The organism is uncultured Marivirga sp. (assembly GCF_963974845.1).
GTDB classification, from domain to species: domain Bacteria; phylum Bacteroidota; class Bacteroidia; order Cytophagales; family Cyclobacteriaceae; genus Marivirga; species Marivirga harenae.
In genome coordinates, this window is record NZ_CAXBEQ010000001.1 from 843,114 (window position 1) to 857,127 (window position 14,014).

Sequence of the window (14,014 nt, forward strand, 5' to 3'; positions counted from 1 at the left end):
TTGATAAGAATAAAGTAGGGCCAGTGGCGGAGAACTCCTTAAAAAATTCAATCAGACTTGAAAATGAATTGATCACTGTAGAATTGACCAATCCGATAGAAGTGGATGGAATTGAAAGGATCAAATCAGATTTTTTAACCTTTTTACGAAATAAATTTCAAAATAGTGCAATTCAATTACAACATAAGGTCAATATAGAGAAGGCCGCAGAGCGTCCTTATACACCAAAGGAAAAGTTTGAAGCCATGTTAAAAGAGAATCCACTACTAAGCAAGCTGAAAGACACTTTTGGCTTAGACACAGATTACTAAAATTTGGTCGACTTTAAGGATGATTGAACTCGGAGTAGATGTTGTATTTTATATTTTGATATTGAGACCTATATTCATTACGCTCTTGAACTGCACTCCAGCAACATTTCTAGACTCTCCTGTAGCATCATTCACAATTATTTCCTTTGATTTGATATCATCATCATAAATGAACTGGGTACTGTAACTAGCGGAAAGAAATTTGTTGATTTTAAAATTGAGTGCAGTTTCCCAGTTTACATCAACGTTGCCTAATTTTTCATAATCAGCAAAGAGGTTCAAATTAGTTGATAGATTGACGTTTTCCCAGATATCCTTTTGAAAGGATGAGGAAAAGTTTATACCACCCTGAAATCTAAAATTTTCGCCTGCCTCAACCCCATAGGCTCCCGCTGTTGAAAGACTGTCATCCATAACAAATGTGCTTTTAGAAGATAATGGCGAAAGAGTTGCGGTAAAAAGCTTTTTGTATTTGTAAGTAACACCAATATTTGCTAGCAAAAAGCCCGGTGCCATGAATCGTGAAATTACAACGCTCTCATCATTCAAGCCTTCATCAAATTGCGTTCTGAAATCCACAATGGCAGACAGGAACATTCGTTTTTTTAATTGTCGGCTATATCGTGATGTTAATATGATATTGTCATCAGTTTTAACAAACGGAGCTTCGCTTTCTCCCTGTCTTAATAAGCCATAGGCCATATCTAAACGATTGTCCCAAACGTTTTTTCCTTTGGTATAATTGGCATTGAAATTTGTTAAACCACCAATGGAAATTGAACTTTTACCACCTCCATTCCAATTGGTCAGATCTACTTGTGAAAAATTAAGGTTTAAAACAGCTCCTTTCTCCCAATATGTGGTATCAGATTTAATACTATCAGTTTGGGAATAAGCTAAAGAACTTAGGAAAAACAAGATAAAACTAGTCTTGATAATCTTCATGATAAAGATAAAATTGATGGATGGAAAATCTAATTAATATAGATCGAGAGACCTAATCTCGTTAAGAGCATTCTCTGTTAGGGGCTTCGTGATAAATTTAATTACATGATCATTATTGACGATCTTATCAATATCTCTCTTATTATCAGAGCTTGATAAAATGATAACCTTGCATTTATCTTTTACGATATCAGAGAATTTCTCAAATTCATATAAAAATACGAACCCATCCACAATGGGCATATTAATATCCAAAAATATAATATTTGGAAGCTTGTCAGGATCATCCTTGTGCTCTTCCAAATACTCCAAGGCACTCTTGCCCGAATTTTTGATTTCCACGTATTTTGCGAACTCAGTTATTTCTATGATTCGTTTGCTAATGAAATTATCAGTATCATTATCATCAACAAGCATCACTAAATCAACAGTTTTTGTAGCTGTTACCATGTAATTTACCCTTGTAATCTATTGATCAATATACCCTGTTTAGAGTTAGTTCTAAACATAAGTAAAGTTTTTTTTAATTAAAACATAAATCTTTCGAAATGCGATATTTTTTCGATAGATGACACAAATGTAAGATATTGTAGGCAGGAATTTATGCTTAGAGCATATTTATTTCTGCTTAATCATAATTAATTCGCCTTCTCTCAAATTGTAGTCTTCTTTATTGTTCCACTCCATGATTTCTTTTAAGGTGACATTGTATTTCTTGGCCAACGCGTACATAGTGTCTCCTGAGGTAACCCTGTGCTCTATATTGTTTTCTTTTATCTCTATGTTTTCCTTAGAAGTCTCATTTGTAGCAGGTTGTTTATCTTCAACTATATCATTTTGAGTAACATAACCATCAGTATTTACTTTTATAATTTGACCAATCGATAATGTGTCTCTTATCCCCAAGTCGTTTGCATTCAATAATGTTGAAATTTTCATATTAAATCTATTGGCAATTGAAAAAAAAGTATCTCCTTTCTTTATGGAATAATCAGTGAAGTCGTTCTCGTCATACTCAATTTCTGTTTCCAAGTTTTCATTTTCTTCAGAAGTAATTTCCTGAGCAACGGAATCGTCTACAGGTTTTTGAGCCTCGGAAATTGCTACCGAATCCATTTGTCCCATATCGTTAGCCTTAGTAGATAAAGTATCCTTAATGTTATATTGGGTGCTATCAATACTTATACTTTTAGGATCTTCTATTTTAAGACTATCCGCTGCCTGCTTCTCCATTTGAGAAGATTTTTCTACTTCAGTTTTTTCGACTACTGGGACTTTTGCTTGTTCAGCTTGACTTTCCACGATCGCTTTTGTTTCATTTAGATCATGAGCTTCGCTTTCTTGTTTAGGTGGTTCTCTATATTCTACAGGGAGACTTGCTGGTCGGTTATGACGCAACCATAGTACCCTGCCAACTTTAGGTTGCTGTGGTGGTTCCATCCTGTTTTTTCGGTATAATTTTTTAAGCTTAAGTCCATATTTCTGACTTATTTCCCACATGTTTTCATTTTGCGCTACTGTGTGATAATAGAATTTTGCCCTGTTCCTTTTTCGTCTTAAATAATATATCTTACCTGTTTCTAATTCTTCTCTAATTTTAAGATCGTTCCATTTTCTAAATTTGAATTGATCAACCTCTGCAGTTTTTGCTAATTTTTCAACTGTATATCCTGCTGGAGCATAGATTCCGTCTAATCCATTTACCTCTACTTTATGTGGGATTGTTCTGTCAGCCCTGCTAGGATAATTACCTACTAAAGGGAAATTTTGTTGCTGCTGATCATCAATATTGCCAGGTAAGTCTTTAGATGTGGTTTGCCGCTGGCTCTGCAATTTTTCAATCTTCTCTAAATTGGTTAGAGGTACAATGACAGTGTAATTTTTGTCTTCTGGTATAGCTCCTCTCTTAATCCATTTATTATATTCTTCTATTTGCTCAAGCGACACATTTTCTTCTTTTGCAATCGTTTTTAGAGATGTTCCTTTTACATTTTCAATTTCCTTCAGATAAAAAGGAGGCTTTGAGGTTCCAATAGTATGTTCAAATGCTACCTTATGAGCAAGGAATTTTTTCAAATACCAATAAGTATCACTGGTTATTTTTAAACTACTTTTGCCAAAATTACTTTCATCAATTACGTCAGCGGCACCACCTCGACCTCTTTGGTAAGCAATTAAAGAATAAGCCCAATTATCGAAATATTTATTATGATCTTTTAGATAGTTTGCTGCTGCACGGCTAGATGAAACTATATTCATCCTTTCATCTACATGACGATCAATTCTTAAATCGTTTTCAAGTCCAGATATTTCCTTAAATTGCCAAAAACCTACCGCATTGCTACTAGACACAGCATCGGATACCAAAGCGCTTTCTTGTATGACCAAATATTTGAAATCTTCAGGTAAGCCTTCCTCTCTGAAAATTCTTTCAATGATCGGCATATACATATCCACGCGCTCCAGTTTCTTTTGGAAATAAGTTTCACTTCTGGTGAGAGCGTCCACATCAGCTTGAATGTCCTTTATAGCTCCTGTGGTAAGTCGAAGTTCCATGTTTGCAAATTCCATTCTAGAAGGAACTTGCTGAGCACAAAGCTTTACAACTGTAAGTACAAATATTGCTGATGTGAAAAGAGAAAGTTTTATATTCATTTTTTTCTTAAAATCATTAATCCATCTCGGATGGGAAATAACACATTTTGAACTCTATCATCTTGATGCACAAATTCGTTGAAATTCAGCATACTTTCAGTATCCTTGTCTAGTTTTTTTCTGTTTTTTTCTAATACTTTTCCGCTCCACAATACATTGTCGACCAAAATATATCCGCCTTTTCTCACTTGTTCAATACAAAGTTGGTAGTAGTTTAAATAATTTGATTTATCTGCATCTATAAACACCATATCCCAAGTTTTATTGAGAGTTGGTATGATGTCCAATGCCTTTCCAATTTTCACTTCTATTTGCTCTGAGAAAAGTGACGCCTGAAAATAAGATTTTACCCGATCTGCTAATTCTTCGTTTACATCTAGGGTAATCAGTTTTCCATTTTTTTTTAATCCTTCTGCCATACAAAGAGCCGAGTAGCCCGTGTAAGTGCCGATTTCCAAGATGTTTTCAGGCTGAATCATATGAGATAGCATCGATAATACCCTGCCTTGCAAATGTCCGCTTAACATACGGGGTTTTAAAACTTCGGTATGTGTTTCCCTGTTGATTTTATGGAGTAACTCATTCTCAGGCTCGGTATGAGCTTCAATATATTTGTCTAAGTCAGGATCTAGGAATTCCATATTTATCTTCTTTTAGCTTTATAAGTTAAGATGCTCAATCGATCATCTTCGAATATCTCATGGGCGGTATTTTGTAAATCCTTAGCTGAAATTTGCTTTATTTGTTCAAAAAGCTCATCTAAAGATTCGATTTTATCTTTATCTAATAAACTCCTGCCCAACATCAACATATAGCTCATATTATTTTCTTCTGCCATTGCCAATTGTCCCATAAGTTGTTGTTTGGCAACATGCAATTGCAAACTGCCTAGAGGCTGATCTTTCAATTTTTTGAGTTCCTTTTTTACCAGTTTTATGCTTTTCGGAAGCTGACCAGGGTCTGTCCCGAAAAATATGCTGAAAAGAGCAGTATCAGTGAATGGATGATAGCCAGCATCAATAGCATACACAAATCCGTATTTTTCGCGTAGGGCCATATTTAAGCGACTATTCATTCCAGGCCCACCTAAAATATTGACCAACATAAAAAATGCAAGTCTTTTGGGATGATGAATAGGGTAGGCGGTGGTACCAATCGCACATTGAGATTGAGAAATTTCTTTATCGAAATTCAAGGTGTTAGGTTGATAAACTTCAAAAGGAATTCTTTCTCTTTTCCTTTTATGATGTGCAATGGGCTCTAAGTATTTCTTAACATAGCGTTCCAATTTTCTCTCAGGAATATCACCTACGATCGAAAAAACCGTTCGCTCTGTATCTAAATTTTCTTCTAAAAATTCTAAGAAATGATTTCGAGTAAAGCTTTTGAGGCTTTCTTCAGTTCCTAAAATATTGTTTCCAAGTGGGTGTCCTGAAAAAATGACTTCATCGAATTGATCTTGAATATCATCTTCAGGTGAATCTTTGTACATCGCCATTTCTTCTAAAATGACCTGCCGTTCTTTTTCAATTTGTCTTTCAGGGAAAATGGATTGGAAGGTGATATCCACCAATAAATCCATGGCTTTATCGAGATATTGCTCCAAAACAGATGCATGGAAAAATATTTTCTCTTTGGTAGTGTAGGCATTCAACTCACCACCGACAGAGTCCAATCTGTTGAGAATGTGAAAGGTCTTACGTTTTTTGGTGCCTTTAAAAGCCATATGTTCCCAAAAATGGGCAATACCCACCTGATGTGGTTTTTCATCACGGCTTCCAATGTCCAAAGCGAATCCGCAATGGACTATTTTAGAGTTACTTACTGGTTGGTGGATCACGCGGATCCCGTTTTCTAATGTCTTTACTTTATATTGATTCATTCATTCCCCCGCTTCAATGCAAAACTACAAATTATCTTTCTTTTTAAAGAAGTAATGAGTACCACAAAAGAAATTTATTTAGTTTTGAGTTGTGACAAAATGAAGATTTAATTTTTTAATATGCATATAGCTTTCGAAGCCAAGCGTGCTTTCAATAATTTTACGGGATTAGGCAATTATAGTCGGTTTGTAATTTCTGCCTTGAAAGAACAGTATCCCAAGGAGCAGTATTCACTTTTCACACCTCAAGTGTCTACACGTGATGAAGCCGCCCATTTTTTGAAGGAAAATAAAGAAATTACTGTCTTACCTTCAGGCTTATGGAAAGCAGGCGCTCTCAAAAGTGCTTGGCGCTCTAAAAGAATCGGCAAATTGGCAGAGAGGGAAGATGTGGATGTATTTCATGGACTCAGCAATGAATTGCCCTCGGGCTTAAAAAATAGGTCGAAGAAAATTGTCACTATTCACGATTTAATATTTTTGAGATATCCTGATTTTTATCCTTTCATAGATAGGAGGATTTATAAAAAGAAATTTAAGTCTGCATGTAAAAAGGCAGATGAAATTATTGCGATCAGCGAACAAACTAAAAAAGATATCATAGAATTTTTTGACATTGATTCGTCTAAGATCCATGTGGTTTATCAGGGTGTTCACCCCATCTATAAGCAGGAATTGAAAACCAGAAGGTTGTTGTACCTATTGGATCAATACAGCTTACATCAGCCTTATTTTTTGTATGTAGGTTCAATCGAAGACAGGAAAAATGCTAAGGATTTGGTACAAGCTTTTAAATTGGTTTTGGATCAAGTAAATCATGATTTACTGCTGTTGATTGTAGGAAAGAGAACGGATTATCAAAAAGAAGTGGAAAAGGAAATTAATGATTTGAGGCTTGATCAAAATGTTCGGATTTACAATAATATCCCATTCACTGAATTGCCTTATCTCTATAAAGGAGCGGTAGCTTCTGTGTATCCATCGAGTTTTGAAGGTTTTGGAATCCCTGTGTTAGAATCCCTTTCTGTCGGTACTTCTGTGGTGACGGGCAATCAATCCGCTATGAAAGAAGCAGGAGGGAAGTATGCACTTTATGCGAATCCAAAAAATCATGAAGAATTAGCTTCGCAAATGGTGAAACTAGCAGATGATAATGCGTTTAATGAGCAGTTGCTTGTTGGCGTAGAGGGACACTTAGTGCAGTTTTCGGCCGAAAAAATAGCTGGAGATTTGATGGGCATTTATAAAGCCCCCTAAGCCCCAATTGGGGAAAGACACGGAACTCACTTCATGAGTAGGTTGGTAACTGCAGTTCGGTCTGAAAGTAGGTGGTACTAATTAGATAAGAAATGTGAATAAAGCTGAGATAAACATTTTTATTAGGGAAATGAAATATAATAGACGGAAAAATTAACGACTGCTGTTAAAATACTATCATCTGAACTAGAGATAATTTGCAACCTAAGACCTATCACCGAAAATATTAACCCACTAGTAATTCCGTTTTCACTTATACCGCAAACTAATATCCGTCAACCAATTCATGCTGCTAATAAAATGATCGTATCCTTCTTCTTTGCTAGTTTGATTGATTTGCAACAGGTGGTCGGGTTGGCATAACAGCATTAAAAGCTTATAATCTTCATCTGATAATTTTTCATGAAATTGGTTAACCAAATTAGCAGCTTGTTTCAATAATGCTTTTTGCAATGGATTATTCGTGTAATCAGGTATTTTATGCTCCCATGAAGGAGAACTTAATGGCAAACTTACTGCATAAACAGAGTGCTCATCAGAACTGTCTAGCATGAACAACTCTTGAATTTGCTTATTATTTGACACGCCTTTGTCTATAAAATCAGAGTTGTAGGCACTTCCATAACCATTCACCAGGCTAATTTGAAAATTGTCTGGACCGTCACCATTAGAAAGTAATATATTGAAGGGCTGTGCGGTATTCGATTTATAAACTTGACCAGAATGCTTCCCCGCCAAATGCCAGGGGTTTGCGGTGGCAATAATTCCTTGATAACCTAGCGCATTTACTATTTCAGCGACTTGATCATCGTACAAGCAAGCTGTATTAATGAAAATCCCAGGCTTCTTTTCAAAATATTCATTTAATCCATCCAGATATAATTCGACCTCTTTTTTGAATAAAAGTGGAGAACATAAGTAACTGAATGAATGATAGGCACATGAACCTACCAATTGTATTTTTCCAGTATCAACTTGTTTTTTGATCTCCAACATCAAATTTGTGTCATGCTGTTTGAGAAATTTCAAAAATGGTAAACTGAAAAACACTAATGGCATTTTTCTTTCATCCGCCATTTTTAATACAGTTTTCAATTTTGAATGAACCAAATCAGCGAAATCATTGACAAAATCTTGCTGACTATTAAGTTCATTTATGGCTGAACGATTTTTTCCAATATCTAAAAATGATAATCTTTTTACCTCCAGCGGGTGATTGAAATGTATGATTTGGTAATTATCCATTTTTTATACTTGCTTTAGTGCTGATAAAATTTCAGATGAAACATCTTTCCAGTTTCTTTTCTTAACAGACGCTGCGTTTTCTTTGGCGACTTTTAAAGATTGCTTTTTGTCAGCCAGTAGTGCTCGAACAGCTGTTGCATATGCAGCTGCATCTTTTGTAGTCACTGTGTTTACATTACTTAAAACTTCAGCCACGCCACAATTTTTTGATAAAACTAGTGGCACTTCCAAACTCACAGCCTCCAAAGCAGATAGACCAAAGGGCTCTGATAATGACGGCATCACCATCGCTTGAGAAGCTTTCATGACAGCAAAAACATCCTCCTGCGGTAAAAAACCTGTGAAATGAATTTTATCCATTAGTCCTTTTTCAGTAGCAGACGAAATCATTTCTTCCATCAATTCACCTTGCCCAACGACAACAAATCGAAGTTTATTCTCCTTTTGTATTAGTGCTTCTGCAATATCTATAAAGGTCGTAGCACCCTTTTGTAAACTTAATCTTCCACAAAAAAGAACAATATCCTCTTTGAATGGGGCCTTATAAGCAGATGGTTTTAATTCATTAATTCCATGATGGATTACCTTGATCTTGGAAGCTGAAATACCGTATTCTTTTACCATTATATTTTTATGGTACTTGCTCACGGCTATTACTAAATCAGCTTTCTGCATGCCTTCCCTTTCCAAGTCAAATAACCATGAATTGCTTTTTTTTCCACTACGATCGTAATCCAAGGCATGAATATGCAAAACAAAAGGTTTTTTACTCAACTCTTTTAATTGCTTGGATGCAGGAATGGCGGTCCAATCATGCGCATAAATAATATCAAAATCTAGATTCCTGCTTTTGGAAATGATTTTTTGGCTGAAATCCTCTAATGCTTCTTGTACAGAAATTTCAATATTATCATTGTATTGCTCTTCAATTTCAACACTTCCAGCATAAAAATAGGGATTGAGTTCACTTTTAACAGACAGGTGAACTAAATCGGCATTCAATTGCTGTTTGTTAGTGAGCTTTTGTCTATTGACTGTTTCAATTCTACTTTGCTCAGTTTCTTGCTCCGCTAATTCATCTGCACTCTCGACCGAAAATAATTTCAGATGCACCTTTTCAGCTAAATGCTGAGCAATATGATAGCATGCGATTCCCAGTCCGCTGTTCTGCGGGCTTGGTTTTCCTGGTCCGATCATCAAAACTTCCATGGGCGATTTTTTATAAGGTTACTATTTTATGATTTCAATTGTAGTAAATTCTTTACTAACGATAAATGTTGAATTAGCGATGGTACTAATTGTATGACCATCTACTATTACTTTTTCAATATTTTCAAATCCATGTAGAATCACTTCAAATCCTTTATTTCCACTTTCAAATTCTTTGTCCAGATTATGATGAATGATTACACCATTATCAACGGGCTTTTGAATAAAAGTGTGCAAAGTACTGATACCCATTTCAAAATCTTTGGTCAGTCCATCATCTTCATATAATTCGCTTTCCGTTTCTTCTAAAGCTTTATAAACGTGAAGTTTGATGTTTTCGGGAATGAATTCATCCACATACTGCATTTTATCCTGCATAGGGAGAATTGCTCCCGCTTTTACAAACATTGGAATTTGATCCAAAGGAGTTTGGACAGTAATTTCCCTTTTTCCCAATAATATCTCATCAGTCCAGAAATTATACCATTTGCCCTCAGGCAAATACATCATTCTTTCAGTTACTTTAGGAGCGGAAACCGGGCAAATCAGTAAATACTGGCCTAACAGAAATTCTTCTTCTCTGTCCAAAGTCTCAGTATCGTTTTGATATACTAAAGATATCGACCGCAACATAGGTTTAGCATTTTCTGCATATTGCCAATAGGTCGTATAGAGGTATGGCATGATTTCATACCTCATTTCGATAAATCTTCTTACAATGTTCAAATATTTTTCTTCAAACTGCCAAGGCTCTTTGTCGCCATGGTCTCCTGATGAATGCGTTCGGAAAAATGGATGGAAAGTAGCCATTTGAATCCAACGAGTATACAGTTCTCCATCAGGGGCTCCGATGAATCCCCCTACGTCAGAGCCAGAGAAAGAAACACCCGAAGCACTTAATCTTTGGCACTGAATATTGGCAATTTTCAAATGCTCCCATGAGGCCATATTATCTCCTGTCCAAACAGAGCTGAATCTTTGAATTCCTGCATATGCTGAGCGGGTGATGGTAAAGCTTCTGTTATTTCCTGAAAATTGCTCTAAGCCTTCGTAGGTTGCTCTGGCCATTTGCATTCCGTAAACATTATGTCCTTTTCGATGGCTACACGGATGACCGTCATAATCATGTCTTACATCACGTGGAAATGTGCCTTCTTCAAATACTGCAGGCTCGTTCATATCATTCCAAACGCCAGCCACTCCATCTTGTACTAGTCCTCCGAATAATCCTGACCACCATTTCCTTGCTGCAGGATTTGTGAAGTCAGGGAAATGGCAAGGGCCAGGCCAAACACTGCCTTTAAATCTGGCACCATCCATTCTTTGGCAGAAATAATTATGGTGAACACCTTGTTGAAAAACTGTATAGAGCGGATCAATTTTAATTCCGGGGTCAACAATTACGATGGTCTTAAATCCATCTTCCTTCAAATCGGCAATCATCTGCTTTGGATTTGGGAACCTTTCATTATTCCAGGTAAAGATTCTATAGCCATCCATGTAATCAATATCTAAATGGATCACATCGCATGGAATTTTCTTGTCGCGGAAGTTATTAGCCAATTCACGAACTGTTTGCTCAGGATAATAGCTCCATTTACTCTGATGGTAACCTAATGCCCATTTTGGTGGGAGAGGGGATCTTCCTGTCAGCTCGGTGTAATCTTGCACTACATTTTCTAACTTAGGACCATAGATGAAGTAATATCGCATTTCCCCTCCTTGTGCCCAAAAACTTAAGGCCTCTTTTCTCTCATGCCCAAAATCAAAGAATGTCCGAAAAGAATTGTCTAAGAAGATACCATAGCCTTCTCCATCATTCAAACCCATAAAGAATGGAATGTTTTTATACACAGGGTCTGTTTCATTGCCATATCCATAGCAATCGGTGCCCCATAATTCTCTACGAGTTCCATTCAAATTTAGACTGCCTGTTTTATCGCCTAAGCCGTAATATTTATTATTTTTCGAAGATTTTAAGGTAGAAATAACTACATGTCCACCAAATCTTTTTTCATCTTTCCAATGATAGCCTTTTTCATCTTCAACTAACATTTTTCCATCCTTATCAAGGATTTTGATTGTTGCATCTGATTTTTTAATGATGCACTTGAGCAAATCAGTACTGACAATTAATGCATCTTGAGATGTCTCGAAATGATAATTCGTATTTTTAAATTCGAATTCTGGGTCAATTGCGTAAGAAAAGTCATTTTCAAAATATCCATCATTGGCGTAACGAAATTTTAGGATTTTCTCACTAATAATACTGAGTTCCAAGGTAGAGTGTTGGGCATAAATTTTTATTTTGCCTTTTTTCTGTTTCCAGCTGATGATTCCACCAGGATAAAATTCCTCTTCCTTATGCTCTTTAAATTTTTCTATATAATTGCCTTCAAAATCCTTCGCAGACTCTTCAGCTTTATCCTTATTTTCTTCCATATTAAAGTATTACTATTTAGCGATTTATCGCCAATTCCAATACAAATTAACTACTTATTGTAGTTAATACACTAAGTATTTGCTTATTTTTTTTAAATTAAGGTTCTAAGACTAAAAGCTATTTTAATTTAACAAAACTGGATTGATTTTCACTCCATTTGGTCTTATTTACAGATTATTCTTATAAATTAAGTATTCTATTCCAGATATTGAGAAACGAACAAGTATGAAGGAAACTAATTCGATTGATAATGAAGCACATATTTTAACCGAAGTGGCTTGGGAGGTCTGCAATCAAGTAGGCGGAATTTACACGGTTATACGATCCAAGGTACCTACTATGGTGAAAAACTGGGGAAAAAACTATGTTCTTCTAGGTCCTTATGCGCCCAAAGAAGCAGCCACTGATTTTGAAGAGGCACAGTTTGGTCACGATGTAATTGATGAAACTTTAAGAATATGTAGAGAGAAAGGTTTAAATATAAAGAGTGGATATTGGTTAGTATCGGGTAGACCTCAAACCTTACTGTTTGACCATAAGTCTTCCTTTCACGAATTAGGTGATATTAAATACTATTATTGGCAAAATCACGGAATAGATTTTAAAAATCATGATCCACTGATGGATGAGGTATTGGCTTTTGGATACATGGTGCATATTTTTCTTTCTGAATTGACTCGAGTGGCCATTGATAAAAAATTGAAGCCAATAGCCCATTTCCATGAATGGATGGCTGGTTCTGCAATTCCAAACTTGCGTAGAGATCAAGTTCCTCTGCAAACAATATTTACAACTCATGCCACACTTTTAGGTAGATATTTGGCTATGAACGACCCCCAATTTTATGATCACCTTCCATTTATGGATTGGCATAAAGAAGCAGTTCATTTTAATGTAGAGGCAAATGTTAAATTAGAGCGAGCTTGTGTTCATGGTGCACATGTTTTTACAACCGTCAGTGAAGTGACAGGAAAAGAATGTTTTCATTTGCTGGGTAGGAGCCCAGATAAAATATTACCTAATGGCTTAAATATAGAAAGGTTCTCAGTATTGCATGAAGTACAGAATTTGCATCATAAATATAAGCTTCTACTTGAGCAGTTTATTATGGGGCATTTTTTTAAAAGTTATTCATTTAACTTAAATAAAACACTTTACTTTTTTACCTCTGGGAGATTTGAATATTCCAATAAAGGTTACGATTTAACCCTAGAAGCGTTGGCTCGCTTAAACCATAGATTGAAGGAAGCTAACTCCCCATTAACTGTGGTCATGTTTTTTATTACACGTCAACCTGTTCAGTCCATCAATCCTGATGTTTTGAATGCAAGGGCGATGTTGGATAAAATTAATACCAATTCAAATGCAATAGTAGAACAGATTAAGAATCGATTATATCGTCAGGCCGCCTCAAGTAAAGGAGATCATAAGCTTCCGAATTTAAATGATATGGTGGATGACTATTGGAAATTGCGGCACAGAAGAACTATACAGGCATGGAAGTCAGGTGGTTTGCCGCCCGTGGTAACGCATAATTTAGTGAACGATGATAAAGACGATATTTTAAATTTCTTGAGAACCGCCAACCTTGTCAACCACGAATCCGATAAAGTTAAAGTAGTGTATCATCCTGATTTTATATCGTCCACGAATCCGTTATTTGGAATGGAGTATGATGATTTTGTAAGGGCTTGCCATCTTGGAGTTTTTCCAAGCTATTATGAACCTTGGGGATATACGCCTTTAGAATCTTTGGCAAGAGGTGTAGCTTCAGTGACTTCAGATTTGTCAGGATTCGGAGACTACATGAAGAATGTGAGTATCGGAGATAGAAAGCATGGAATGTTCATAGTAAAAAGAGCCAATAAAAGCTTTGATGAGGCAGCTGAGGAATTGACGAATGTGATGTGGGATTTCACTCAAATCACTAGTAGAGAAAGAATTGATATGCGGAATAAGTCAGAAGATTTATCAGAAGTTTTTGATTGGAAGAATTTGTATAGCGCTTATGAAAGTAGCTACAAAATGGCTTTAGAGACATATTTTTAAACCTAACAACCTAAAATT

11 protein-coding genes are annotated in these 14,014 nt (G+C 35.9%); 3 read left to right on the plus strand and 8 right to left on the minus strand.

What is annotated here, in order from left to right:
* The first annotated feature begins 23 nt into the window (after positions 1–23).
* On the plus strand, positions 24–311 hold the full coding sequence (locus AAC601_RS03790) for a hypothetical protein (RefSeq protein WP_340152509.1): 288 nt from the start codon (positions 24–26) through the stop codon (positions 309–311).
* A 48-nt stretch (positions 312–359) separates the two neighbouring features.
* On the opposite strand, the gene AAC601_RS03795 is transcribed toward AAC601_RS03790, so the two are convergent.
* The 5 genes from AAC601_RS03795 to AAC601_RS03815 form a co-directional block, all read right to left on the minus strand.
* The gene (locus tag AAC601_RS03795; RefSeq protein WP_340152510.1) at positions 360–1,256 is read right to left on the minus strand and encodes a DUF3078 domain-containing protein; all 897 of its coding nucleotides are present in this window, start codon (positions 1,254–1,256) and stop codon (positions 360–362) included.
* A gap of 33 nt (positions 1,257–1,289) precedes the next feature.
* Positions 1,290–1,706: a response regulator gene (locus AAC601_RS03800; RefSeq protein WP_303268291.1), complete on the minus strand. Its 417-nt coding sequence runs from the start codon at positions 1,704–1,706 to the stop codon at positions 1,290–1,292.
* A gap of 168 nt (positions 1,707–1,874) precedes the next feature.
* Entirely contained in the window at positions 1,875–3,911 is a 2,037-nt protein-coding gene (locus AAC601_RS03805) for a LysM peptidoglycan-binding domain-containing protein (RefSeq protein WP_340152511.1), read from the minus strand.
* Positions 3,908–4,552, minus strand: a complete 645-nt coding sequence (locus AAC601_RS03810) for an O-methyltransferase (RefSeq protein ID WP_340152512.1) — start codon at positions 4,550–4,552, stop codon at positions 3,908–3,910. Before AAC601_RS03810 ends, AAC601_RS03805 begins: the two co-directional genes overlap by 4 nt.
* 2 nt (positions 4,553–4,554) lie before the next feature.
* Positions 4,555–5,793, minus strand: coding sequence for a pitrilysin family protein (locus AAC601_RS03815; RefSeq protein ID WP_303268296.1), 1,239 nt, complete (start codon positions 5,791–5,793; stop codon positions 4,555–4,557).
* A 120-nt stretch (positions 5,794–5,913) separates the two neighbouring features.
* Between AAC601_RS03815 and AAC601_RS03820 the strand changes: the two genes are divergently transcribed.
* Positions 5,914–7,050, plus strand: a complete 1,137-nt coding sequence (locus AAC601_RS03820; protein WP_340152513.1) for a glycosyltransferase family 1 protein — start codon at positions 5,914–5,916, stop codon at positions 7,048–7,050.
* Positions 7,051–7,299: 249 nt separating this feature from the next.
* Here AAC601_RS03820 and AAC601_RS03825 read toward each other — a convergent pair whose 3' ends face one another.
* From AAC601_RS03825 to AAC601_RS03835, 3 genes are read right to left on the minus strand one after another with little or no spacing between them, the layout of a single operon-like run.
* Positions 7,300–8,295 (minus strand): hypothetical protein, encoded by a 996-nt coding sequence (locus AAC601_RS03825; protein WP_340152514.1) that lies wholly within the window; start codon positions 8,293–8,295, stop codon positions 7,300–7,302.
* Positions 8,296–8,298: 3 nt separating this feature from the next.
* Positions 8,299–9,504 carry a glycosyltransferase family 4 protein gene (locus tag AAC601_RS03830; RefSeq protein WP_340152515.1) on the minus strand — a complete coding sequence of 402 codons (1,206 nt, stop codon included), beginning with the start codon at positions 9,502–9,504 and terminating at the stop codon, positions 8,299–8,301.
* A 21-nt stretch (positions 9,505–9,525) separates the two neighbouring features.
* A complete protein-coding gene (locus AAC601_RS03835) occupies positions 9,526–11,946 on the minus strand; it encodes a glycoside hydrolase family 31 protein (RefSeq protein ID WP_340152516.1) in 2,421 nt (806 codons plus the stop codon).
* A gap of 226 nt (positions 11,947–12,172) precedes the next feature.
* On the opposite strand from AAC601_RS03835, the gene AAC601_RS03840 reads away from it, so the two are divergent.
* Positions 12,173–13,996 carry a glycosyltransferase gene (locus AAC601_RS03840; RefSeq protein WP_340152517.1) on the plus strand — a complete coding sequence of 608 codons (1,824 nt, stop codon included), beginning with the start codon at positions 12,173–12,175 and terminating at the stop codon, positions 13,994–13,996.
* The last annotated feature ends 18 nt before the right edge of the window (positions 13,997–14,014 follow it).

Bases quoted from the DNA above. Each gene is read 5' to 3' on its own strand.
- AAC601_RS03810 (WP_340152512.1), bottom strand. From the start codon at position 4,552: ATGGAATTCCTAGATCCTGACTTAGACAAATATATTGAAGCTCATACC.
- AAC601_RS03835 (WP_340152516.1), bottom strand. From the start codon at position 11,946: ATGGAAGAAAATAAGGATAAAGCTGAAGAGTCTGCGAAGGATTTTGAA.
- AAC601_RS03805 (WP_340152511.1), bottom strand. From the start codon at position 3,911: ATGAATATAAAACTTTCTCTTTTCACATCAGCAATATTTGTACTTACA.
- AAC601_RS03820 (WP_340152513.1), top strand. From the start codon at position 5,914: ATGCATATAGCTTTCGAAGCCAAGCGTGCTTTCAATAATTTTACGGGA.
- AAC601_RS03800 (WP_303268291.1), bottom strand. From the start codon at position 1,706: ATGGTAACAGCTACAAAAACTGTTGATTTAGTGATGCTTGTTGATGAT.
- AAC601_RS03815 (WP_303268296.1), bottom strand. From the start codon at position 5,793: ATGAATCAATATAAAGTAAAGACATTAGAAAACGGGATCCGCGTGATC.
- AAC601_RS03830 (WP_340152515.1), bottom strand. From the start codon at position 9,504: ATGGAAGTTTTGATGATCGGACCAGGAAAACCAAGCCCGCAGAACAGC.
- AAC601_RS03825 (WP_340152514.1), bottom strand. From the start codon at position 8,295: ATGGATAATTACCAAATCATACATTTCAATCACCCGCTGGAGGTAAAA.
- AAC601_RS03795 (WP_340152510.1), bottom strand. From the start codon at position 1,256: ATGAAGATTATCAAGACTAGTTTTATCTTGTTTTTCCTAAGTTCTTTA.
- AAC601_RS03840 (WP_340152517.1), top strand. From the start codon at position 12,173: ATGAAGGAAACTAATTCGATTGATAATGAAGCACATATTTTAACCGAA.